General features: G+C 59.5%; 22 protein-coding genes. 16 read left to right on the forward strand and 6 right to left on the reverse strand.

All coding sequences use genetic code 11. The features are described 5' to 3' along the window. Nucleotides 1–37 precede the first annotated feature (37 nt). From QCD60_RS12745 to QCD60_RS12805, 13 genes are all read left to right on the forward strand, one after another. Nucleotides 38–490 carry a GNAT family N-acetyltransferase gene (locus QCD60_RS12745; protein ID WP_279785822.1) on the forward strand — a complete coding sequence of 151 codons (453 nt, stop codon included), beginning with the start codon at nucleotides 38–40 and terminating at the stop codon, nucleotides 488–490. A gap of 91 nt (nucleotides 491–581) precedes the next feature. Beyond that, the gene (locus QCD60_RS12750) at nucleotides 582–1,868 is read left to right on the forward strand and encodes an ATP-binding protein (RefSeq protein WP_279785824.1); all 1,287 of its coding nucleotides are present in this window, start codon (nucleotides 582–584) and stop codon (nucleotides 1,866–1,868) included. Next, nucleotides 1,865–2,458, forward strand: a complete 594-nt coding sequence (locus QCD60_RS12755) for a hypothetical protein (protein WP_279785826.1) — start codon at nucleotides 1,865–1,867, stop codon at nucleotides 2,456–2,458. The genes QCD60_RS12750 and QCD60_RS12755 overlap by 4 nt, the downstream gene beginning before the upstream one ends. A 2-nt stretch (nucleotides 2,459–2,460) precedes the next feature. After that, the gene (locus QCD60_RS12760; protein ID WP_279787920.1) at nucleotides 2,461–3,345 is read left to right on the forward strand and encodes a LysR family transcriptional regulator; all 885 of its coding nucleotides are present in this window, start codon (nucleotides 2,461–2,463) and stop codon (nucleotides 3,343–3,345) included. Between the two features lie 127 nt (nucleotides 3,346–3,472). Beyond that, on the forward strand, nucleotides 3,473–4,600 hold the full coding sequence (locus QCD60_RS12765; protein WP_279785828.1) for a metallophosphoesterase: 1,128 nt from the start codon (nucleotides 3,473–3,475) through the stop codon (nucleotides 4,598–4,600). Between the two features lie 267 nt (nucleotides 4,601–4,867). Next, entirely contained in the window at nucleotides 4,868–5,914 is a 1,047-nt protein-coding gene (locus tag QCD60_RS12770) for an ABC transporter substrate-binding protein (RefSeq protein WP_279785832.1), read from the forward strand. A gap of 69 nt (nucleotides 5,915–5,983) precedes the next feature. After that, nucleotides 5,984–6,424: a tripartite tricarboxylate transporter TctB family protein gene (locus tag QCD60_RS12775; RefSeq protein ID WP_279785836.1), complete on the forward strand. Its 441-nt coding sequence runs from the start codon at nucleotides 5,984–5,986 to the stop codon at nucleotides 6,422–6,424. A 15-nt stretch (nucleotides 6,425–6,439) separates the two neighbouring features. Further along, a complete protein-coding gene (locus tag QCD60_RS12780) occupies nucleotides 6,440–7,984 on the forward strand; it encodes a tripartite tricarboxylate transporter permease (RefSeq protein WP_279785863.1) in 1,545 nt (514 codons plus the stop codon). Between the two features lie 15 nt (nucleotides 7,985–7,999). Beyond that, a complete protein-coding gene (gene garD / locus QCD60_RS12785) occupies nucleotides 8,000–9,571 on the forward strand; it encodes a galactarate dehydratase (RefSeq protein WP_279785868.1) in 1,572 nt (523 codons plus the stop codon). A 234-nt stretch (nucleotides 9,572–9,805) separates the two neighbouring features. Beyond that, a complete protein-coding gene (gene kdgD / locus QCD60_RS12790; protein WP_279785871.1) occupies nucleotides 9,806–10,717 on the forward strand; it encodes a 5-dehydro-4-deoxyglucarate dehydratase in 912 nt (303 codons plus the stop codon). Nucleotides 10,718–10,838: 121 nt separating this feature from the next. Continuing rightward, on the forward strand, nucleotides 10,839–12,164 hold the full coding sequence (locus QCD60_RS12795) for an enolase C-terminal domain-like protein (RefSeq protein ID WP_279785874.1): 1,326 nt from the start codon (nucleotides 10,839–10,841) through the stop codon (nucleotides 12,162–12,164). Nucleotides 12,165–12,384: 220 nt separating this feature from the next. Beyond that, nucleotides 12,385–13,137 carry a FadR/GntR family transcriptional regulator gene (locus QCD60_RS12800; protein ID WP_279785877.1) on the forward strand — a complete coding sequence of 251 codons (753 nt, stop codon included), beginning with the start codon at nucleotides 12,385–12,387 and terminating at the stop codon, nucleotides 13,135–13,137. A 194-nt stretch (nucleotides 13,138–13,331) separates the two neighbouring features. After that, entirely contained in the window at nucleotides 13,332–14,906 is a 1,575-nt protein-coding gene (locus QCD60_RS12805) for an aldehyde dehydrogenase (NADP(+)) (RefSeq protein ID WP_279785879.1), read from the forward strand. A gap of 229 nt (nucleotides 14,907–15,135) precedes the next feature. Here the strand turns inward: QCD60_RS12805 and QCD60_RS12810 are convergent, their stop codons facing one another. The 6 genes from QCD60_RS12810 to QCD60_RS12835 form a co-directional block, all read right to left on the reverse strand. Next, on the reverse strand, nucleotides 15,136–15,972 hold the full coding sequence (locus QCD60_RS12810) for a M23 family metallopeptidase (RefSeq protein ID WP_279785881.1): 837 nt from the start codon (nucleotides 15,970–15,972) through the stop codon (nucleotides 15,136–15,138). Nucleotides 15,973–16,129: 157 nt separating this feature from the next. Further along, nucleotides 16,130–16,777 (reverse strand): tetratricopeptide repeat protein, encoded by a 648-nt coding sequence (locus QCD60_RS12815; RefSeq protein WP_279785883.1) that lies wholly within the window; start codon nucleotides 16,775–16,777, stop codon nucleotides 16,130–16,132. Nucleotides 16,778–16,828: 51 nt separating this feature from the next. Next, nucleotides 16,829–17,638, reverse strand: coding sequence for an SDR family oxidoreductase (locus QCD60_RS12820; protein ID WP_279785888.1), 810 nt, complete (start codon nucleotides 17,636–17,638; stop codon nucleotides 16,829–16,831). Between the two features lie 11 nt (nucleotides 17,639–17,649). Beyond that, complete coding sequence (locus tag QCD60_RS12825; protein ID WP_279785891.1) at nucleotides 17,650–18,330, reverse strand: iron-containing redox enzyme family protein; 681 nt, start codon at nucleotides 18,328–18,330, stop codon at nucleotides 17,650–17,652. 24 nt (nucleotides 18,331–18,354) lie between these two features. Continuing rightward, nucleotides 18,355–19,887 (reverse strand): AMP-binding protein, encoded by a 1,533-nt coding sequence (locus QCD60_RS12830; protein WP_279785893.1) that lies wholly within the window; start codon nucleotides 19,885–19,887, stop codon nucleotides 18,355–18,357. A 61-nt stretch (nucleotides 19,888–19,948) separates the two neighbouring features. Next, nucleotides 19,949–20,596: a thermostable hemolysin gene (locus QCD60_RS12835; RefSeq protein ID WP_279785895.1), complete on the reverse strand. Its 648-nt coding sequence runs from the start codon at nucleotides 20,594–20,596 to the stop codon at nucleotides 19,949–19,951. Between the two features lie 443 nt (nucleotides 20,597–21,039). On the opposite strand from QCD60_RS12835, the gene QCD60_RS12840 reads away from it, so the two are divergent. The 3 genes from QCD60_RS12840 (at nucleotide 21,040) to argG (ending at nucleotide 23,846) form a co-directional block, all read left to right on the forward strand. Continuing rightward, nucleotides 21,040–21,312, forward strand: coding sequence for a PepSY domain-containing protein (locus QCD60_RS12840; protein WP_165838427.1), 273 nt, complete (start codon nucleotides 21,040–21,042; stop codon nucleotides 21,310–21,312). 3 nt (nucleotides 21,313–21,315) lie between these two features. Beyond that, entirely contained in the window at nucleotides 21,316–21,852 is a 537-nt protein-coding gene (locus QCD60_RS12845) for a cytochrome b/b6 domain-containing protein (protein WP_279785897.1), read from the forward strand. A gap of 665 nt (nucleotides 21,853–22,517) precedes the next feature. Continuing rightward, a complete protein-coding gene (gene argG, locus QCD60_RS12850; protein ID WP_279785899.1) occupies nucleotides 22,518–23,846 on the forward strand; it encodes an argininosuccinate synthase in 1,329 nt (442 codons plus the stop codon). Nucleotides 23,847–24,143: the final 297 nt, after the last annotated feature.

The raw sequence follows: 24,143 nt of genomic DNA on the forward strand, positions 1-24,143 counted from the left end.
TATGACAGCGCACCGGACGGTGCCGAGGAAAACCACCATGTTACAGGTAGAGCTGGCGACGGCTCAGGACATTCCCGCGATGTGCGCATTGCTGACCCAGCTGTTCAGTCAGGAGGCCGAGTTTCAGCCCGACTGGCAGGCGCAGAGCCGTGGACTGCAGCGGATTATCGATGACCCCGGCTGCGGGCTGATACTGGTGCTGCGCCAGATGCAGACGGCGCAGGTGGTCGGCATGGTCAACCTGCTGTTCACCGTCAGTACCGCGCTGGGTGAGCGGGTAGCCCTGCTGGAAGACATGATCATCGATCAGCATCATCGCCAGTCCGGGGCGGGTGCGCAGTTGCTGCAGGCCGGCATTGAACGGGCGCGGGAGCAGGGCTGCCGGCGGATCACCCTGCTGACCGATGAAGACAACCTCCGGGCGCAACAGTTCTACGGTCGTCAGGGCTTTACCGTCTCCACCATGAAGCCGATGCGGCTGATGCTGTAGTGGCGTAGTACCGGGATGCGCGCTGTATTTGCAGGTATTCCATGCCAGAATTAAAGCCGATTTTGCTGCTTACACGACGGATCTGATCAATATGCTCAGCTATCTTCGCTTACAGTCCGTGGGGCCGATGGACTCACTGGATGCCCAGTTTGCTTCCCGTTTGAACCTGATTACGGGAGACAACGGTTTGGGCAAGAGCTTTATTCTGGATATTGCCTGGTGGGCACTGTCCCGCACCTGGATTGACCAGCCAGCCCGTCCTCAACCTAAGCTGGCGGATAAGGCCGAAATTGCCTTTGCCTTTGATGGCATCGCCAAGAAAAAAATGACCAGCAGCCGCTTTGACCGGCTCAATGAGGTGTGGAAGACGCCTGCCGGACGCCCCGCCAATCCGGGTTTGGTGCTTTATGCCACGGTCGATGGTGGCTTTGCCGTATGGGATCCGGCACGCAATTACTGGCGCAATAAAGAAAATGATGGCGAGTCGGGAGGGCGTGAGAGGCCGCCTGCCTATATCTTTTCTGCCGAGCAGGTATGGAATGGACTCAGCAGTAATGGCCGCCCGTTGTGTAATGGACTGATTGCAGACTGGGCGGGGTGGCAGAAGGAGAAAGGCGAGCATTTCGCCCAGTTGCAACGCGCTCTGACCAAACTGTCTCCCTCTGAAGAGGAGCAGCTGCAGCCAGGCGAGTTGACGCGCATCAGCCTGGATGATGCGCGTGATATGCCGACGCTGCGTATGCCTTATGGCCAGGACGTGCCGGTACTTTTTGCTTCAGCTGGGATGAAGCGGATGCTGGCGCTGGCGTATTTGCTGGTCTGGAGCTGGCAGGAGCATCTGCGGGCCACCACGCTGATTGGTCAGGAGCCTGCGCGACAGATTATCTTTTTGATCGATGAAATTGAGGGGCACCTGCACCCACGCTGGCAGCGTCGTGTATTTCATGCGGTGCTGGAAGTGGTACAGGCGCTCCGGCAAAGCAATGAGGTCAAGGTACAGATCCTGGCAGCGACCCACTCGCCTCTGATCCTGACCTCTCTGGAACCGTTGTTCGAAGAGTCGCGAGACAAGTTATTCGAGCTGACGCTGACAAGTACCGAGTCTACCTCCCAGGTTATTTGGCAACAGGTGCCCTGGCGTAAGCATGGTGAGGTAGGAAACTGGTTGACCAGCGATGTATTTGGCTTGCAGTCGGCACGTTCACTGGAAGCTGAGCAGGTTATTAACGAAGTGGCCAGCCTGATGAGCATGCCTGAGCAGCAGGTATCCCCACAGCAAGTCAAAAAACTGCAGCAGCAATTACAACGTGTGCTCAGCGATACGGACCCCCTGTGGTTGCGCTGGCGCTTTGCCTGTGAACAGCGGGGGTGGCTGTGATTCCTGTTCAGCTGGCATCCGAACCGGATGACTTCGACGCCAAGGTACGTAAACCGGGGCAGCAATGGCTTGCGGGCAAAGGCATTCCCCCTGCCAGCGTGCCGCCTAAGTTCAAGTGGAATGACTTGTGGAGTAAATGCAGTGACCAGCTACATGAACGGTACAGCGGCATTTGCGCCTTTTCCGGCTTCTATATCGAACGGGTCACGGGAGCGCGTACTGTCGAGCATTTTCAGCCCAAAAAGCACTATCCTGATCTGGCTTATGAATGGTCCAACTACCGTCTGGTTTGCTCGCTGCTGAATGGTTCGAAAGGCGACCATAGCGATGTGCTTGATCCTTGTACCTTGCCTGCCAATAGTTTCACGATTGACTTCGTTACCGGCAAGGTGGCGGCCCATGCTGCAGCGGTCAACCTGGGTACTCAGATAGAGGCTACCATCAGACGGTTAAAGCTGAATCGTGAAGAATGTTGCAAAACGCGTATTGAGTATCTGAACCTGGTAAAGGATGGCCATATATCGGCAGACTTTCTGCAGAAGCGCAGCCCTTTTGTCTGGTATGAGGCACATCGCCAGGGCTTATTGTGAGCATGCACCTCGATCCTCTTTCCCTGCGGCTGTTTATCGCCGTTATCGAAGAAGGCACCATCGCCCAGGCCGCGCAGCGCTGTCATATTGCCGCCTCCGCCGTCAGCAAACGGCTGAGTGAGCTGGAAGACAGCCTGCAGACCAGCCTGCTGGAGCGCACCAACAAAGGGGTGGCGCCCACGGCCGCCGGGGTCGAGTTGCTGCAGCTGGCGCGCAGTGCCCTGAATGAGCTGGAGCAGGTTAACGTACGGATGCGCGATTTTGCCTCCGGCCTGCGGGACCATGTGCGGGTGTTTGCCAATATTTCCGCCATTACCCAGTTTCTGCCGCGGGAGATCAGCACCTTTCTTGCCAGCTATCCGCAGGTGCAGGTGCATCTGGAAGAAAAAATCAGTGCCCATGTCACCCAGGCGGTGGCGGAGAATGCCGCCGATATCGGCATTATCGCCCGCGGTCTGTATGGTCAGGCGCTGGAGAAATTCCCCTATCACAGTGATGAACTGATCGTCATCACCCCCAGCCAGCACCCCCTCAGCCAGCGCCAGCAGGTGACCTTTGCCGAGTTGCTGGACTACGACTTCGTCGGTCTGCATACCGGCAGTGCTATTAACATGCAGCTGCAGAAGGCCGCCAGTGCACTGGAGCGGCAGATCAAACTGCGTATGCAGGTCACCAGTTTTGACGCCCTGTGTCTGATGGTCGAGGCCGGCCTCGGCATCGGCATTCTGCCCAAGGCGGTTGCCCGCCCCTATCGCGCCACGCTGGGTATCCACGGGCTGGAGCTGAAGGAGCCGTGGGCGGCACGGGAACTGCTGATCTGTGTCCGTTCCTACGAGGCCCTGCCACGGGCGGCGCGGCTGCTGGTCGATCATCTGCGCCAGCTGTAGCGGCGAGGCTGCGCGCCTGCCGTCGGCCGTAGCACATCGTAAATCTTTCGGTTGGTGTGGCGGGGCATCCGCCCCCATTAACCGGAGTGAATAGCGAATTTTCCTTTCTCTGATCTGAGGGCTGGCTGTGCGCTCACGTTTCCCCGTTTTGCTGATCATTCTTGGTCTGTTGCATCTTTATCTGGGCTGGCGTCTGTGTAACGGTCTGCAGCTTGGCACATCTGGCTCGCTGCTGGTGGGGCTGGCGCTGCTGGCTTCCTGGGTGCTGATGCCACTCAGTGTGTTTGTGCGCGGGCTGCCGCCGCAGTGGTCGGACCGCATTGCCTGGGCTGGCTACGTGTTCATGGGGCTGTTCTCTTCACTGATGATTCTGACGCTGCTGCGCGATCTGCTGCTGGGAGCGATGACGCTGCTGGCGACGGTGACGCCGTCCTTCAGCTTTGCCTCGGCGCTGACCGTGGTGGTGCTGGCGGCACTGGTGACGCTGGTGGGCTTTATCAACGCCCGGCGACTGGCGCAGGTGGTCAGGGTGGAGGTGCCGCTGGCGGATCTGCCGCCTGAGCTGGATGGTTTCACCATTGCGCAGATCAGTGATATTCATGTCGGACCGACCATCAAGAAGGCTTACCTGCAGGCCATCGTCGAGCGGGTCAACAGTCTGGAGGCCGATCTGGTGGCGGTGACCGGGGATGTGGTCGACGGCAGCGTCGCCCATCTGGCCGGGCATACGGCACCGCTGGCGGGTCTGCGTGGCCGCCATGGCGTTTATCTGGTGACCGGCAACCACGAATACTATTCCGGCGCACCGGCCTGGGTGGAGGAGTTTCGCCGTCTGGGGCTGAAGGTGCTGCTGAACGAGCATGAAGTGCTGGACCATCAGGGCGCCAGTCTGCTGGTGGCGGGGGTGACGGATTACAGTGCCGGGCATTTTGATCAGGCGCACAGCAGTGACCCGCATCGGGCAGTGGCCGGGGCACCGGACCATGCCACCACACGGGTATTGCTGGCCCATCAGCCCCGCACGGCGACGGCCGCTGCCGAAGCGGGCTTTGATCTGCAGCTGTCCGGCCACACCCACGGTGGGCAGTTCTGGCCGTGGAACCTGTTTGTACCCATGCAGCAGCCCTTTGTGGCCGGTCTGAACCGCTGGCAGGATCTGTGGGTGTACACCAGCCGCGGTACCGGCTACTGGGGGCCACCCAAACGGTTTGGCGCGCCCTCTGAAATCACCCTGATTCGTTTAACCCGCCGTTAATTCATCTTCACACTCCCTGCTGTCGCTTTGGCAGCGGGGAGTGGTCATCGCTTATTCCTGTTTTTTAGCGACTTTTTTGCTTGTTAATCCTGCCTTTTGGCCGATGTTTCCGGCTTTCTCTGTAATGCTTTTGTGCTCATTCTGGCGCGTGGCGGGCTGAAAATTTTGCCTTGTCTTGTATGTTGTATGATGTATTATCTGTCCTGCTCTGGTGATCAATATCACTGCCTGAAGTAGCCAAATGTTTAATAACAACAGGAATAGAACATGAAGAGACTACTGCTTGGAGCGGGCATTGTGCTCGGCTCACTGCTGTCCGTGACCTCTCTCCCCAGTCTGGCTGACGACAACCCCCTGAAGGGCAACATCCGCGTAGTCATCGGTTCGAAATCCACCGGTGGTGACACCTATCAGGCTGCCAGCATCGTGGCCGAGGCGCTGTCGAAAAAGCTGGATATGAACTTCAAGGTCGATGCTGTGGGTGAAACAGCGGCCTTCAAGGCGCTGGAGCGTGGTCAGCGTGGCAATACCATCATGATTTTCCATGATCAGTCCTATCTCGGTTACCTGTATGGCCAGAATGGCTACGACGATATTTTTGCCACCTACAAGATTGGCCCCACCATTGCCATCAACCCAGGCAATGCGTTTCTGGTACCGAAAAAATCCCCCTATAACACCCTTGAAGACGTGATTGATGCAGCAGGCAACGGCAAAACCATCCGCGTGGCGATTCAGCCCGGTGGTGTGTCTGAGATCGGCTATTCCGCCATCAAGAATGCGGTGAAACTGAAGTATCCCGGTAAGGAAGACAATATCGTTGCCCTCAACACCGGTTCTCAGGCCGACAAGAACCAGCAGTTGTTTGACGGTCAGGCTGACGTCATCAACGGTTCCGTGCAGGCCAACGAGCAGTACACCCGCCTGCCCGCGGATGACCAGAAAGCCATGCGTTTCATCTGGCTGACCGCCAAGAGCACCACGCTGGCCGATGCCCCTGAAGCCGGCATGGGTGAGCTGAACCGTGCCGCCATGCTCAAGCTGGCCGAGCCGCAGGTGAAGGTCCCACTGGCCGATGGCAGCAACTTCGCCTTCGATAAAGAGTTCTTCTTCCTCTACAACAAGGATATTGACCCTCAGGTCGTCGCTTTCCTCGACAAGTCACTGGGCCAGATTTTTGCTGATGGCGCCATTCAGGAAGAGCAGAAAAAAGCGTTCTTCACCCCTGACTTCCTGCCATCCGCCCAGGCTGAAGCGCACCTGAAAGCGAAGATGGACGAGTACAAGCAGGTCATTGACGCCCTGCATCACTGATCACCCGTTACAGGCTGCGGGTGGATGCCCGCCGCCTGGTCTGTCCACTCAGTGACGGTTGCTAGCCTGATGAATCATTCAATACTGTCCTGGTTCGATGTCTCCATCGACTTCCAGACCTCTCACCTCGTGTTTCCCCGGATCATTCTGATCCTGCTGGCCGTCACCCTGCTGATGATGCTGGTCAGCAACTACCGCACCCTCGGTGCGCGGCTGCGCAACGCCGGTCTCAACACCGCGGCACTGGCCGGGACCGACTGGTTTCGGCTGGGCTCCACCTTTGTACTGCTGGTGGGGTACTTCGTCAGCATGTACTACGTGGGTGATCTGTATCCCAACGAGGGCAAGGGTTTCCTGTTCTGCTCCATCCCTTTCATGCTGATGCTGTCGCTGGTCTACATGCACCAGCGCACCCCGAAAGCGGTGATCGGCGTGCTGATCAATGCCATCGTCACTCCCCTGGCTGTCTGGTATCTGCTGGGTGACGTGTTCGGCGTGTCCTTGCCTTAATCAGGAGTAGTCGCAATGGCAGATTTGCTTTCCATGCTGTCCCCCATGTTCTTCCTGCTGTCGGCAGCAGGCTGTGTGGTCGGCATTATATTCGGCGCCATTCCGGGCCTGACAGCCACCATGGCGGTGGCGGTGTGTTTACCCCTGACCTACTCGCTGGGGCTGCAGGCCGCGCTGGCACTGCTGATTGGCCTGTATGTCGGCGGCATTTCCGGCGGCTTGGTTCCCGCCATCCTGCTCAACATTCCCGGTACGCCTTCTTCCATCACCACGACCTTTGACGGTCATCCCATGGCGCAGCGCGGAGAGGCAGAACGGGCACTGAAAATCTGTATTTTCGCCTCACTGTTCGGCGGCCTGTTCAGTGCCGTGCTGCTGTACTTTTTTGCCCCGCTGCTGGCTGACTTCGCCATTAAATTCTCCTATGTAGAGAAGTTCCTGATCATTCTGTTCGCCATGACGGTGATTGCCTCGCTGGCCAGGAATGTGCTGGCCGGTATATTCAGTGGTCTGCTGGGCGTGCTGATCAGCCTGATCGGTGCTTACGACACCTCCTCCGGCGGTAACGGTGACTTCCGCCTGATGCTGCCGTTCATGGAGCCTTATCTGGAGTCCGGCTTCTCCCTGCTGCCGGTGCTGATCGGCCTGTTCGGGCTGGCGGCTGTATTCGAGGATGCTGAGAAAGGCGTACGTGAAAACCATGCCGAGATGGCTTCTATCAACAAACAGGGCCAGCCGTTCCGCTTTAATGCTTTCAAAGGGCAGATCGGTAACCTGATCCGCTCATCCTTTATCGGCACCTTCATTGGTTTGCTACCCGGTATCGGAGGTAGTGCGGCCTCGGTGCTGGCCTACACCCAGCAAAAAAACCTGTCCAAACAGCCGGAGAAAATGGGCAAGGGCGCGGTGGAAGGGCTGGTGGCGTCAGAGTCGGCCAACAATGGTCTGACCGGTGGCGCGCTGATTCCGTTGCTGGCGCTGGGGATTCCCGGTGACAGTACCACGGCAGTGCTGATCGGTGCCTTTACGCTGCAGGGCATTCAGGTCGGGCCGCTGTTTATCCAGGACAACATGAATACCTGGAATGCCATGATCATCGCGTTGTTCTTCGCCAACTTCGTCATGTACTTCGTCATGTTCTACGCCATCCGCTATATCGCCAGGGTGGCGCTGGTACCCAAGTACTACCTGTTCCCCATCATCATCGTCATGTGCGTGGTCGGCGCCTATGCCATCAACTACGGCATCATGTTCGACGTCTGGACCCTGCTGATCTTCGGTCTGCTGGGGTATCTGGGCAGCAAAGTGGGGCTGGAAGTGGCGCCTTTTGTGATTGGTTTCATTCTGGGCAAGTCGGCGGAGGTGTACTTCGTCAAAAGCCTGGAGTCCTTCGGCAACCTCAGCATCTTCTTCACCAAAAGCCCGATTGCGGTGTTCATGTGGGTGCTGATTCTGGCCTCCGTCGGTTTTTCCATCTACGTCCACCGCAAGACTAAGCAGCAACAGCATCAGCAGGAAACGGCCTATGTCGAAGCCACCCCTGCCGGGCATAAGTCCTGAGCCTGAGGAGCGCCAATGAGCCACGAAACCCCCATCACCATCAAGATTCAGGACAGCGATAACGTCGCCATCGTCGTCAACCGGGCCGGACTGGCCGCGGGGACGGTGCTGGCCGACGGTACCGAGCTGCTGGAGCACGTACCGGCAGGCCATAAGGTGGCGCTGGCGGCCATTCCTGCGGGTGGCAATGTGCTGCGCTACGGCGAGGTGATTGGCCATGCTATTGCCGATATCGCCCGTGGTCAGTGGGTCAACGAGCATCGCGTCGCCCTGCCTACGCCGCCGCGGCTGGAAGACCTGCCACTGGCGACCCGCCCGGCGCCAGAACAGGAAGCGCTGGAGGGGTATACCTTCGAGGGCTATCGCAACGAGGATGGCAGCGTCGGCACCCGCAATATTCTGGGGATCAGCACCAGTGTGCAGTGCGTGGCGGGCATGACCAACTATGTGGTCAAGCGCATCCGCGAGGAGCTGCTGCCACGCTTCCCCAATGTCGATGACGTGGTCGCCCTCAACCATACCTATGGGTGCGGGGTGGCCATCGGCGCACCGGCGGCCATCGTGCCGATCCGTACCCTGCAGAATATGGCGCGTAACCCCAATTTCGGCGGCGAGATCATGGTCATTGGTCTTGGCTGTGAAAAGTTGCAGCCCACCCGTCTGCTGCGCCCCGAAGACGACGGCGCTCAACCTCTGAAAGTGGTGGATCCGGCGGAGCTGGAGCAGGACTCGATCCTCAGCCTGCAGGATGAACAGTTCAACGGTTTTGGCGAGATGGTCGAGGGCATTCTGGCCATGGCCGAGCGCCATCTGCACAAGCTCAATCAGCGCCAGCGCGAGACCTGTCCGGCCTCCGAGCTGGTCGTAGGGATGCAGTGCGGTGGCAGCGATGCTTTTTCCGGGATCACCGCCAACCCGGCAGTGGGGTATGCCACCGATCTGATCGTGCGTGCCGGTGGCAGCGTGATGTTCTCGGAAGTGACCGAAGTCCGTGATGCCATCCATCTGCTGACCCCCCGTGCCGCCACCCGTGAGGTGGGGGAGGCGCTGATCCGTGAAATGGAGTGGTACGACAATTACCTCAACATGGGGCAGGCCGACCGCAGTGCTAATCCGTCCCCCGGTAACAAGAAGGGCGGGTTGAGTAATGTGGTGGAGAAGGCACTGGGTTCCATTGCCAAGTCTGGTACCAGCCCGATCGTCGATGTACTCAGCCCCGGTGAACGCATTCGCCGTCGTGGTCTGATCTTCGCCGCTACCCCGGCCAGTGACTTTATCTGCGGCACGCTGCAGTTTGCCTCCGGTATGAATCTGCAGGTGTTCACCACCGGCCGTGGCACGCCGTATGGGCTGGCCGTGGCGCCAGTCATCAAGGTGTCCACCAACAGCACCCTGGGTAATCGCTGGCACGATCTGATCGATCTGGATGCCGGGCGTATTGCCACCGGGCAGGCCAGTATTGCCGATGTCGGCTGGGAGCTGTTCCGGCTGATTCTCGACGTGGCCAGTGGCCGCACCCAGGTCGCAGCGGACAAACTCGGCCTGCATAACGATCTGGTGCTGTTTAACCCGGCTCCGGTGACCTGAGTCTTGACGAAGGGGCTGCAGCGCCATGCGCGCTGTGGCCTCTTTGAACTGCCTTGCCGCTATCAGTTCGCGCCAGTCGCAATGTTCTAGTGCAAAGGTTGTATGACAACTGACTTGATTTTACCTTTGTCACTTGTATGATGTATTACAAATTATGTTTTCGAGCGGTGAACGGTGTACCAGAGCAGGTCTGTTCTCCACGTAAAACGTGTTCAAAATACTGAGGAATAAAAAATGGCACTATCCGTTGAACGTATCCGCCAGTCTCTGTGTGATGGCCTGCTGTCTTTCCCCATCACCGATCTGGACGACAAGGGCCAGTTCAATCCTGACACCTACCGTCAGCGTATCGAGTGGTTTGTCAGCCACGGCGTATCGGCGGTGTTCGTCGCGGGTGGTACCGGTGAATTCTTCTCCCTGTCGCTGGATGAATACCGTCAGATCGTCAAGATTGCCGTCGATACCGTGGCTGGTCGTGTACCGGTGATCGCCAGTGCCGGGCGCAGCATTCCCGATGCCATCAGCTTCTGCAAAGCCGCAGAAGAAGTAGGCTGTGACGGTATTCTGCTGATGCCTCCCTACCTGACCGAATGCCCCGCTGACGGCGTGATGGCCTATGCTCGCGAAGTGATCAACAGCACCCCGCTGCAGGTGATCTACTACAACCGCGCCAATGGCATCCTGCAGGCAGAGCACGTACGTCAGCTGGCGGCTGAATGCCCCAACCTGATCGCCCTGAAAGACGGCGTGGGCAACATCGCTGCCCTCAACGACACCATCAAGACGGTGGGTGATCGTCTGGCTTATATCGGTGGTGTGCCCACCGCGGAAATCTTTGCTGAAGCCTATCTGGCCATCGGTGTCAGCACCTACTCTTCGGCGGTGTTCAACTTCATGCCGGACATGGCCAACACCTTCTACCGCGCCCTGCGTGGTGGTGATCAGGCGACCGTGACCCGCATCATCAAGGACTTCTTCATTCCGTTCTGCCGCCTGCGTGACCGCAAGAAAGGCTATGCGGTGAGCCTGATCAAGGCCGGTGCCACGATCATTGGCCGCTCTGCCGGTAATGTACGTGCGCCGCTGACCATGCCGACCGAGGCGGAATATGCCGAGCTTGAGCAGATCATCAAGGCCAATTCCTGAGGCTTCTCCTGGCGCGCGATCTCTGAGCGGCCTGCTGACCCATGATCTGCGGCTGACGATCAACTAGACCCAACACTCTGCGGGCGCGGTGAACTGCGCCGCAGAGCCGCAGGAGCGAGACATGTTTCCGACCATAAAAACAATGAAAGTGGTCCCGGTGGCCGGGTATGACGGTTTTCTGTTGAACCTGAGTGGCGGCCATGCCCCGTGGTTCATTCGCAGCGTCGTGGTGCTGGAAGACAGCGACGGCCATGTCGGTGTGGGCGAAGTACCTGCCTCCAGTGGCATTCTGAGCACGCTGGAACAAAGCCGTGAGCTGGTCGAAGGCCAGAACATCAAGCATTACAAAGCCATTCTCAACCGCGTACGGGCGGCCATTTCCGGTCAGGCCAATGATGTACGCGGCAACCAGACCTTTGATTTGCGCATCGCTGTGCATGTCATCACCGCTATTGAATCCGCACTGCTTGATCTGGTGGGGCAGCACATGGGCGTGCCGGTGGCCGACCTGCTGGGTCAGTACGGCAAGCAGCGTGATGAAGTGGAGGCGCTGGGCTATCTGTTCCTGCTTGGTGATCCCGATAAAACCGATCTGCCCTATCCGCGCTGCAGTCACCCGACCGATGACTGGGACCGGGTCCGCACGCAGGAGGCCCTGACCCCTGAGAAGGTGGCCGGACTGGCCAAAGCGGCCTATGCCCGTTATGGCTTCAAGGATTTCAAGCTCAAGGGTGGTGTACTGGATGGCCGTCAGGAAGCCGAATGCGTTGCGGCGCTGTACGAGGCCTTCCCCCATGCCCGTCTTACCCTTGACCCCAACGGCGCCTGGACGCTGCAGCAGGCGGTGGAGTATCTGACCCCGATCAGACACATGCTCAGCTACGCCGAAGACCCCTGTGGTCAGGAAGGCCCCTGGTCAGGGCGTGAAACCATGGCCGAATTCAAGCGCCTGACCGGCCTGAAAACCGCCACCAACATGATCGCCACGGATTTCCAGCAGCTGTATAACGCGGTGCGCCTGAACTCGGTGGATATTCCGCTGGCGGACTGCCACTTCTGGACCATGCAGGGCGCCGTGGCGGTCGGTGAGCTGTGCAACGAATGGGGCATGACCTGGGGTTCGCACAGTAATAACCACTTCGATATTTCACTGGCGATGATGACTCATGTGGCGGCCGCCTGCCCCGGTGAGATCACCGCCATCGACACCCACTGGATCTGGCAGGACGGCCAGCGTATCACCCGTGAGCCGCTGCTGATTCGTGACGGCAAGCTGCGGGTGCCGAACAAGCCAGGTCTCGGTATCGAGCTGGATCAGGACAAACTGGAAGAGGCCCATCGTCTGTATCGCAGTCTGAGTCTCGGCCAGCGTAACGACGCCATGGCCATGCAGTATCTGATTCCTGGCTGGCGTTTTGATCCCAAGCGGCCGGCACTGGTGCGCTAAGGTACAGGCAGGCTGACCGGTGTAAGTACCTGCTATGGCAGACAGTCAGGCATAGCAGGTGCTGAGGGGGAGTGCTGGGCGTGATCCTCACAGAAAGTCACGTTGTATGATGAATGGCAAATGGGATAATGTAGCTCCTGAAACGGCAGCAGTGCATGCTGTCCGTCGGTCAGCCCGCTGAGGGCTGCCGCTGGTGACCGCTTTACGAATGGAACGAGTTATGTTGGAAAAACTTTCCTCTGGTCAGATCACTATCGAAAAGGTCGCCCGTCCCGGCAACCTGGCCAGCCATGTGGCTGAGCAGCTGGAAAAAATGATCGTGCAGGGTCAGATTGCGGTAGGCGACAAGCTGCCGACAGAAAACAACCTGTGCGACATGTTCGGTGTCAGCCGTACGGTTATCCGCGAAGCCATCACCCAGCTGAAATCACTGGGGCTGGTGGAAACCCGCCGCGGTGTCGGCACCACGGTACTGCGCAATCAGACCTCGGAAACCTTCTACGCCTACAGCATTAACCCGTCGGCGGTGGAGGATATCCTGCATATTCTCGAATTGCGTCTGAGCGTGGAAACCACCGCTGCGGAGCTGGCGGCACTGCGCCACAGTGCTGATGATCTGGCTCGCATGGAGCAGAGCATGGCCGATTTCGACAAGGCCATGCAGGATGGCAGTCTGGCCCGCGAAGCGGATTTTGACTTCCACTACGCCATCGCCCTGGCTACCGGCAATCCGTTCATCCGGCAGTTCTACGAGCAGTTCAACAAAAACATCATCCCCCGCGCCAAAATCGTCAACGCCAATCTGGATCACTCCGCCACGGAAGAATATCTTGCCCGGGTGCGTCAGGAGCATACCGCTATCCTTGATGCCATCCGCGCCAGAGATACCGAAGGTGCCCGCAAGGCGATGCACAGCCACCTCTACCGCGCCTACCACCTGTACGAGCAGTACCGCTCCAGCCAGCAGGGCTGAGCGACACCCTGATTACGCCGGCCCTGTGCCTGCGTACTCAGCCACGCTGACAGACAGGACGACTGCCTGTCGGCCTGATACCGCACAGATAACTTACTAACGCTGCTGGTAAAGCCGGTCGGGCGACGCTCGCTCTGCTTTTCACGCAGCCGCTCTGGCACGCCCAGACAATCGCAACCCAAGGGGAGATGAGGATGGAAATCAAAGGCGAACTGCTGATCGGCGCTGCTGCTGTCAAAGCACAGGGCACGGTGGTACAGGCAATCAATCCGGCCACCAATGAGTTGCTGCTACCGCTGTTCCACGGTGGTAACCCGCAGCATGTCGAGCAGGCCGCCACGCTGGCCTGGCAGGCATTCGATCAGTACCGCGCCAGCGGGCTGGAGCAGCGGGCAGCGTTTCTGGAACTGATCGGCGAAGAGATTCTGGCGCTGGGCGATGCACTGATTGTCCGCGCCATGGCGGAAACCGGTCTGCCCCGTGCCCGCCTTGAAGGTGAGCGTGGCCGCACTGTGGGCCAGCTGCGCCTGTTTGCCCAGGTGGTGCGTGCCGGCCGCTGGCTGGATGTGCGCATTGACCCGGCCCAGCCAGAGCGCCAGCCGCTGCCCCGTGCTGACCTGCGTCAGCGTCAGATTCCGCTGGGGCCGGTCGCCGTCTTCGGTGCCAGCAACTTCCCGCTGGCCTTCTCCGTCGCCGGTGGCGACACCGCATCGGCGCTGGCTGCTGGTTGCCCGGTCATCGTCAAGGCACACTCGGCTCACCCCGGCACTGCCGAGCTGGTCGGACGCGCGATTCAGTCTGCGGTGGCGAAGGCGGGCTTGCCGGAGGGGGTATTCTCCCTGCTGTTTGGCTCCGGCAGTGAAGTTGGTTCGGCACTGGTCAGCCATCCCTACATCAAGGCGGTCGGCTTTACCGGCTCGCGCAGTGGCGGTACCGCGCTGATGCAACGGGCGGCGGCCCGTGCCGAACCCATCCCGGTGTATGCCGAGATGAGCAGCATCAACCCGGTCTTCCTGTTACCTGCGGCACTGGCCAGCCGTGCTGCGGCCATCGGCAAGGGCTTTGCCGCGTCCCTGACCATGGGCGCCGGGCAGTTCTGCACCAACCCCGGTCTGGTGCTGGCCCTGGACGGGGCGGAGCTGGACACCTTCCTCAGCAGCGCAGCGGAAGCGCTGGCGCAGGCCGCGGCCCAGACCATGCTGACCCCCGGTATCCATCGTGCCTACTGTCAGGGCATTGACCAGCTGCAGGGTCTGCCCGGTGTGAGCCGCGTGGCGACCGGGCTGGCAGAAACCGGCCCCAATCAGGCACAGGCCGGGCTGTATCTGACCGAGGCTGAGACCTTTATGGCGGATGAGCGCATGTCGGCGGAGATCTTCGGTGCCAGCTCGCTGGTGATCCGTTGCCGCAGTATCGACGACATGCTGAAGGTGGCTGAGCATCTGGAAGGGCAGCTGACGGCGACCCTGCAACTGGATGACGCCGATCTGGCGCTGGCGCAGCAGCTGTTGCCGGTGCTGGAGCGTAAGGCCGGCCGCATTCTCTGCAATGGCTATCCGACCGGTGTGGAAGTCTGTCATGCCATGGTCCACGGCGGCCCGTTCCCGGCCACCTCTGACAGCCGCACGACTTCCGTGGGCAGTGCCGCCATCCTGCGCTTCCTGCGTCCGGTCTGTTATCAGGATCTGCCACAGGGCCTGCTGCCGGAGGCGCTGCAGGACGGTAATCCGCTGGCGTTACGCCGCCTGCTGGATGGCGTCAGCAGCTGATTCAGCTGCCGGTTGCGGTGCTTCTGTGTGGGGGCACCGCTGCGATCTGGCCTGCCACCTGTCCCATGGAACAGCTTGTTGGGCGGTGGCGGGATGCTTAAGGTGTGCGCGGTCAGAGTAGTTCTGATCCTCACATCTAGCAGTTGTGCCCGGTCCGGGACCGGGTACTTTTTTCCGGCGGTCGCCCCGCCTGTTTTTCCTGCGAGTTTCCCTTCTGGTCTGCCCACTGTCAGGGCTGGAACTGACCTATAAAGATGGTCGGGTCGACCCGTGTGCCGTTGAGGCTGACATTCCAGTGCAGATGCGGTCCGGTAGCGCGTCCTGTCTGGCCCACATTGCCAATCACCGCGTGGCGTTTCAGCTCATCACCGACCCTGACTTTGATCTGCGACATATGGCAGAACATCGAAATCAGCCCCTGACCGTGATCGACAAACACGGTTTTGCCATTGAAGAAGTAATCCCCCACCAGAATGACACGCCCGGCTGCCGGGGTCTGGATCGGTGTGCCTGCAGCGGCGGCAAAGTCGAGGCCGGAATGCGGGGCGCGTTCTTCCTTGTTGAAGAAGCGACGCAGGCCGAAGGGGCTGGACAGCGGCGCGGTGACAGGCCGGTCGAACAGCAGATTACTGGGCTGGCGCAGGGTGAAGGTGGCGTAGGCGGCATTCTGCTCGGCCAGTTCGCGATCAATGCGCTTGAGGTCTTCTGCCAGTGGGTTGACCTGACGTTTGTTCTTCAGGGTGATGTGCTGTTCGCGGTACTGACGGGTGCCGACCTCGAAGCTGGCCTCGCGGCTGCCAAAGGCATCACGGACTTTCAGGGTCTGGCTGCCTTTGGCGGTTTTCAGCGGAATCCCTACGATGGCAATCCAGTGCTGTTTGTTCTCGCGCACGACCAGCACCGGTTTGTCCTGATAGAACGCCTGTGGGGCGGCATCGTTGTCGCCCAGATCGACCACCGCCACGCCACCGGGCACGGGATGATTGAGCAGGTTAGTGATAAATCCGGCGCCATGGGCGGAGAGGCTCAGGGCAAAACACAGCAGCAGGAACAGCGGGCGTAGCATGGGAGAGGTCCTCGGCAGACAATCCGACGGGCGGTTGCCTGCGAGGATACTCAATGCATCCGGGCCTGTTAACGCTGGCGGAGGCACGCAGGGCGGGTCAGTCGCTTCAGTGTGTTACCACGGCCTCACCGTTATCTGACAGGGAGCTGTAGCGGTGTTACTGGCCGAGCTTTTTCAGCTTGTCGGCAATTTCCTGACGGCGGCCCTGATCAGCCAGCTCACGGCCAGGGCGGTCCGGTGCTTTCAGCGCCTTTTCAAAGTACTTGCGGGCTTCGTCTTTCTTGCCCTGATCCAGCATGTAGTCGGCATAGAAGTAGTTGGGGTCGATGCCACTCGGGTTGCGCTTCAGCGCTTCCTGCAGGTACACCGCCGCCTTCTTGCTGTTGCCAAAACCGATGGGCCAGCCGGGCACCTGATAGTACAGGCTGCCGAGGGTGGTGAAGGCTGAACCGTCCAGCGTGTCGGGATCATGGGCGATCACATCTTCCAGAATGGCCTTGGCATCCTTGACCAGCCCGAGCGCGCCGAGGCCACCTTTGGCACCGGCATAGGTCGACAGGGAAATGGCTTCCCATACCTTGATTTCGGCGCTGTCAGGGTACTGACCGGCAAACTGGCGGGCTTCGTCACTGAGTTTGGCCAGCGCTGTTTCGCGGTCTTTACCCTGATGCTGGTAGTTGGCCACGGCCCAGTCCTGCTGCAGGGTATGCAGGGCGGTATCAGCCGGGCCGTCGGCCAGCGCCAGACCGCTGCCCAGCAGGGTGCTGAGGGCCAGTGCCTTGAGCAGAGCGGGGGCAGTTTTCATAGGGAACTCTCCAGGCGTAAAGCGGTTGTTGTCATGGGGTGCGGCGTCATGTCAGTGGGACTGGCGGCTGGCCAGCTGACGGATGGTGGCCAGCTGCTTGTGCAGGGCATTACCCACCACGGCAGGCAGGATGCTGTTGATGCGGGCGAACCATTTTTCCGGCGAGCCGAGCAGCACTTCGCTACGCTGGCTGGTCATGGCCGCGATGACCTGCTCGGCTACCCACTGCGGGCTGTCCATCTGGCTGCCGGTGTGTTGCAGCAGGGCTACGGCATTGGGGTGGTTCAGCGGCGTATCAATCGCGCGGGGGCCAACGTACAGCACCCGGGCACCACTGCCGCGCAGTTCGCGCCCCAACGCCTGAGAGAAGCCGCGCAGGCCAAACTTGCTGGTGCAGTAGGTGACATAACCGGGATGGCCAATGCTGCCGAAGATGGAGCCGATATTGACGATCAGGCCGTCGGGGTGCGCCAGATGCTCCAGCAGCGCATGGCTGAGCAGCATGGGGCTGAGCAGATTGAGCTGGACGATGGCCTGAATGTCACTGGCGCTCTGCTCCTGATACAGGGCAAAGCTGCTCATCCCGGCGTTATTGATCAGGATGTCCAGCGCCTCATTGTCCAGTTGCTGCTGTAACCAGCCCGGGGTAGCCGGATCTGACAGATCGCAGGCCAGCGCGGTGAAGCGTTGTTGTGGGTACTGCTGCCGCAGCTGTTCGGCCAGTGCTTCGAGCCTGGCCTGATCCCGGGCACACAGCCACAGGTCACAGCCAGCCGCGGCCAGCTGCTGGGCCAGCGCCTGTCCGAGGCCGCCACTGGCACCGGTGAGCAGTACATGTTTATCAGCCAGAGAATGACTCATTGCACGTGTCCTTAATGAGTGCGGGCGGGCAGCGGCAGTGAACGCAGCATGTCACCGTAGAGGCGGAAAACCATATTGGCAGCCCTGATGATCGCCTGCTGATCGGCTTCGTCGCTAATGCCATCCATCAGTTTCTGGAAAAACTGGTAGTGCTCCTGATCCAGCGCACCGTGGCTGCTGAGATACGAGGTGGCAGCGGCAGGCAGCTGCAGATGCGCTCTCACCAGCTCGGCCATACTGCTGCCAAGCTGCACACTGGTGCCTTCGAGGACGTGCACCATGCCAAACAGCGCCAGCGGGTTATGGCGCTGAATCTGGTCGTAAAGATAGGCCACCATCAGCTCAATGCTGATACAGGGCGGGTCAATATTTTCCGCAGTGGCCAGCTGCGCCATGCCCTGACTGGCGTACACGGCAGTGATATCGCTGAGAATCCACTCCTCGTGGCCAATTTCCTCATCGATATATTCGGCGATGGCCTTGCGCAGGTGCCCGGCCTGCATGGGCAGGGCGGCACCGCAGGCCATCAGCAGCGGTGCGGTGTGGCGCACATGGTGGAAGGCCTGCGTCAGGAAAGCCAGATAGGTGGCATGGTCAACCTGACCCTGCTGGGCGGCAGCGATGACGGGTGCGGTCAGCAGATACTGTCTGCCTGCCGCGGTCTGCTGTACCAGATGCTGGTAGAAGCTCATGGAATCATCCTCAGGTAGGCAGTATTAATGCGCCGCAACGGTGGCTGCTGGCGCACTGAGCGGCTGATAGAGTGCGTCAATCTGGTCGGCAAAGTGCTCGCCAATCCGCTGGCGCCGGGGCCGGCCGTTGGCGGTCAGCAGACCGTTGTCACTGCTCAGCGGCTGCTCCAGCGCCAGCCAGGCGTGGATGCGGGCGTAATCCGGCAGGCGCTGATTGACGGCGGCCAGTTGTGCTTCGACCTGCTGGCGGGTACCGCGTGGCGTGATCAGCGCGACGTTGTATGGGCGACCGTCGCCAATCAGCACCAGCTGGGCAATGGCCGGGGCCGTCTGCGCTTCGGCTTCGATCCATTCTGGTGAAAAGTTCCGGCCAAAGCTGTTGATAAAAACGTGTTTGCAGCGCCCGGAAATGGTCAGATAACCCTCATCATCCAGCTGGCCGAGATCACCGGTGGCGAGCCAGTCATCAGCGGCCGCTCCGGCTTCGCCAGTGTCGCCCGGGGCGGTTGCATTTTGATGATCAGCGCGGGGAGCGCTGAGATAACCGGGGAAGCGCTGGCCTTTGACCAGCACTTCGCCCTGCTCACTGATCCGTACCTGCACATGGCCGAGCGGCTTGCCGACGGTGCCGATCTTTTCTGCACCAGGCAGATTGAGCGCCACCACCGAAGCACATTCCGACAGGCCGTAGCCTTCAAATACCGGTAAGCCCAGGCTGCGTGCCTGTTGCAGCAGCAGTGGTGCGACCTTGCCGCCGCCCACCGGCATAAAACGCAGGCTGGCAGGCAGCTGCTGACCAGCGGCCAGCAGGCCCAGCGCCAGCTGCAGCATCTGCGGCAGCAACAGCAGGCTGTCGGGCTGATAGCGATGCAGCGCCGTCAGCCACAGGTCTGGCTGCAGACCGCTGGAGCCAGTAAAGCCCAGCTGCTGGCAGGGGGCCAGTGTCAGTCTGGCGCCAAGATAAAGGGGCAGATCGACACCGGCGATATTTTCCAGCAAGACCGCCAGCGGCAACTGACACAGATGATGCTGCAGCTGCAGCGGTCGTACCGCATCGGCCAGCGCTGACACCACGCCATCAAGCAGGCTGTCGGTCAGGCACACGCCCCTGGGGTTACCGGTGGTGCCCGAGGTGTAAGTGATCTTGACCGTACCCGCAGGCAGCCGCACAGGTGTCGCAGGGGCCAGTTTCCAGGCCTGCAGCTGTTGCAGGGGGCAGGTGATGGTGTCGGCAGGCATTAACGGCTGCGGGCTGAGCAGCAGATCGGCACCGCTGTCGTGCAGCACATGCAGCAGCTGACGGGGTGAAAAGAACGGCGGCAGTGGGATCAGCACCACCCCGGCCAGACGGCAGGCGAGATCGGTGATAACCCATTCCGGCTGGTTGTCGGCAAGCAGGGCCAGCCGCCTGACAGACTGCTGCCGCAGCCAGTCAGCGAGGTTCTGTACCTGTCGTGCCAGCTCGGCGCGGGTCAGCTGCCCATAGGGGCTGTCAATGCAGATCTGGCCGGATTGTTCCTGATTGCTGTAAAGCAGGTGGCGAAGCACCAGACTCATAACCGTTCTCCGGGCTGAAAGGCAGAGGAATAGGGGAAATCAGAGGCGCAGGGCATCACGGTCAGCCTTCCATCGGCAGGGCGACGCCTGTGCAGCGCTGTGGCCAGGGCAGATCCAGCAGCTGGCGCGATAACAGCGGCGACTGACTGAGGCTGTCGTAACCGAGGCCGATGGAGCCTGCCATGACCTGCGGACGGTTGTCGTAATAGCTGCCCCAGTCATGGCGCGCATGGCCCAGACGGGCGGGATCGGCGTCTGCCAGACACAGGGGTGACAGGCCCAGACGGCGAAAGCCGTTGTACAGCTGCGGAGTACCGGTGAACACCACATAACGCCAGCCCAGATGGTGCAGCTGACGGGTAATCAGCAGGATCAGCCAGCGACCACCGCCGGGTACCCGCGTGGCGAGATTGCCCACTTCCACCACCTCTTCGCGCCGCACCGGCTGCTGCAGGGCCGCCGAGAGGGACTGCTCGATGGGGTGATCCAGATACTGCTCAAGAAACAGTGGCTGCTGCCCTGCACCGTGGATACCGACTGCCGCCTGCAGCTGGCCATCGATATGCAGGCCAAACAGTACCGGCAGGAAGTGGCGTACGGTCGCCCGGTGTTCATCGCGGTAGCGACGGGCAATGAAGTCCTGCAGCACGGGGTAGCCGCAGTCGCCCAGATGGCATTCATCAATATGCAGGGTAGAAGGGACCGCCATGTCACTGGTCTCCAGAAGAAGTTGGACTCAGGCTAGGCAGGCAACCTTAAGGCAGACTTAAGCTGGCATAAGGGAAGTGCGGCTTTTTTCGGGGGGAGACGCTGCCGGAAACGCCCGGTTTTCGTTGTGGTTTTATTTATTCTTTAAATATCAGTGAGTTATGTCTTATTTTGGCGCCTGAAGAGTATTCTCAGCTGCCATTCTTAATGGATTTCACAAGGCAAAAGCTGATCTGGAGCAGGTTTTTTCACTGCCGCTCTGCGCTTAAGTTTCCCTTAAGTTTCGCTGCCTAACCTGCCTTTCGTCAGCGTAACCCCTCTGTTCATCAGGCGCTGCCAGCACCTCGCCACGGGCGGCGGTGTCACTACCCACTGTTGTTCAATGTTCACGGCGTAGCCACGTCGATCCTGTATCGCTGGTCACGCTACCTAAGGAGAGAGTCGATGCAACTGATCAAACGTGTAGCTGCCGTCGCGGCATTGTCTGTACTGGCTGGTGTGGCCATGGCTGATCCTCAGTGCACCAAGGCACCGCAGGACAAGTGGATGGACCAGGCGGTCGCCAAGCAGAAGATCGAGGACATGGGTTACAAAATCAAAACCTTCAAAGTGACCAAGACCCACTGCTATGAGATCTATGGCCACGATGCGGCGGGTAAGAAGGTAGAGATTTACTTCAATCCGGAAAACCTCGACAAAGTCAAAGAGGAAGACTGAGCCATGCAGCAGCGCTGGGTCTGGGACCCCTTTATCCGCCTGTTCCACTGGAGCCTGGTGACTGGCATCGTGCTGAACAGCTTTGTGCTGGAAGAGGGTGAGCAGGCCCATCGCTGGGTCGGTTATACCCTTGCCACGCTGATCGCACTGCGTGTGGTGTGGGGCTTTATCGGCAGTCATCACGCCCGTTTCAAACATTTTGTCCCCACGCCTGCCGAGTTTCGTGCCTATATGGCGGAGCTGCGGCAGGGGCGGCATCCACATTATGAAGGGCATAACCCGGCAGGCGGTGCGATGATCATCGTGCTGCTGACCACGGTGGCGCTGATCGCGCTGACCGGCTGGATGCAGGAGACCGATCAGTTCTGGGGTGTGGAGTGGGTGCAGAACACCCATGCAGTCCTCGCCAACGGTTTGCTGGCGCTGATCGCCGTGCATGTCTGTGCGGTGCTTTGGGCCAGCCGTAAGACCGGTGAGAACCTGATCAAGGCGATGATTACCGGGAAAAAGTCCGGCTCCAGAGAAGGGGCACTGGATTAAAAAGAACATAGGGCCTGCAGAGCGTGGCGTTGGTGAGTGGCAATGTGAAAGGCCGTTGCCCTCTTCAACCCAAGATCTGCAGATCCTGATGTGCGACAGGCCGATAACAGCAAAGCGCTGTTATCGGCCTTTTTTATGTACAGAGCATCCCGGGCAGCGGGCGCCGTCATGGGTTTAACAGGCTGTTGAAAAACGTTATTGAGGCAGCCGAGACAAGGAAATACCCCGAGGGCACAAGAAACAGGCGAAAAAGCGGAGTTTAGTGAACTAAATGAGCATTTGACTCGTTCCGCTCGCCCCTCTGGGGCCGTGCTAAAGCACGTTCAGCCTTTGGCTGTGAGCCTGTTTTTTGACGCGGTATTTGGCAACGCAGATAGATTTTCAACGACCTGTTAGGGATTAGCTGGGCTAATCAGTGAGAGGGTGTTGCCCAGCTCCTGATAATCAATGAACAGAGGTCAGCGCTGTCGCGGCAGATCAGCTGCCGGTGCGGGCCCGAACAGGCGGTGATCGTCGTGGAACAGGCGGGCGAAAATCAGCGTTTACGCCGGGTCAACCTGCGTGCTGCTCATTTGACAGGGCGTGTCTGGCTGATAGTATTTGCGCATTCTTTATACGGCCGGACCTGCTGGCCGCTTCTGGTATTACCTGCGGATCGATTACCCATGACTACCATCCTCAAAAGTCTTCCTGTTGGCCAACGTGTTGGCATCGCCTTCTCCGGCGGTCTCGACACCAGTGCAGCACTGCACTGGATGCGCCTGAAGGGCGCGGTACCCTACGCTTACACTGCCGATCTGGGTCAGCCTGACGAATCTGACTACGAAGCCATTCCCCGTAAGGCCAAACAGTACGGTGCTGAGGATGCCCGTCTGATCGACTGCCGCGCGCAGCTGGTAGCCGAAGGTATCGCTGCTATCCAGTGTGGCGCTTTCCACATCTCCACCGGTGGTGCAACCTACTTCAACACCACGCCGCTGGGCCGCGCGGTGACCGGCACCATGCTGGTGACCGCGATGAAGGAAGATGGCGTCAACATCTGGGGTGACGGCAGTACCTACAAAGGCAACGACATCGAGCGTTTCTACCGCTACGGCCTGATCGCCAACCCCAACCTGAAAATCTACAAACCCTGGCTGGATGATGCGTTCATCGACGAGCTGGGTGGCCGCGCCGAAATGTCCGAGTTCATGAGCAAGGCCGGTTTCGACTACAAGATGTCAGCCGAGAAAGCCTATTCCACCGACTCCAACATGCTGGGCGCCACCCACGAAGCCAAAGATCTGGAATACCTGAATTCCGGCATCAAGATCGTTAACCCCATCATGGGCGTGAAATTCTGGGACGAGAACGTCAAGGTCGAGCCTGAAGTCGTGACCGTGCGCTTTGAAGAAGGCCGTCCGGTGGCTCTGAATGGCATGACTTTCCAGAACGACGTGGAAATGATGCTGGAAGCCAACCGTATCGGCGGTCGTCATGGTCTGGGCATGAGCGATCAGATCGAAAACCGCATCATCGAGGCCAAGAGCCGTGGTATCTACGAAGCGCCGGGGATGGCTCTGCTGCACATCGCCTACGAGCGTCTGGTCACCGGTATCCACAATGAAGACACCATCGAACAGTACCGCATCAATGGTCTGCGTCTGGGCCGTCTGCTGTATCAGGGCCGCTGGTTCGATTCGCAGGCACTGATGCTGCGTGAAACCGCTCAGCGCTGGGTTGCCAGCGTGATCACTGGTGAGGTGACGCTGGAACTGCGTCGTGGTAACGACTACTCCCTGCTCAACACCGAGTCACCCAACCTGACTTACGAAGCTGAGCGTCTGACCATGGAGAAAGGCGAGTCTGCCTTCTCGCCCAACGATCGTATCGGTCAGCTGACCATGCGTAACCTGGACATCGCCGACACCCGTGCCAAGCTGGGCGCCTATGCCAAGACCGGCCTGCTGTCTGCTTCTGTGACCAATGCGCTGCCACAGCTGGAAGAGAAGTAGGTTTGCGATAACACGCGGCTGCTTAGGCGGCCGCTGTACTAAAACAGCCCCCCCGAAGCCTACCAGAATTGGTGGTGATTTCGGGGGGGCTTTTTTATTTAAAATTATTGCTTTCTAAGAAACGTGGTTGTGCGTTCACCAGGAAAATCATACTTAAGTACGATGCAGTTCTCGCTGGATATGAAAGTCTATAGTGTGTTAATTTTTAAAACGACTCTGTAACAAGATTGTTCTTCTTGTGAAATTGATGACTAGAATAATCTTTCAGGTCGGTGCTGCAGTAAGTAAATATATGAA

Source organism: Pokkaliibacter sp. MBI-7 (assembly GCF_029846635.1).
Taxonomy (GTDB): Bacteria; Pseudomonadota; Gammaproteobacteria; order Pseudomonadales; family Balneatricaceae; genus Pokkaliibacter.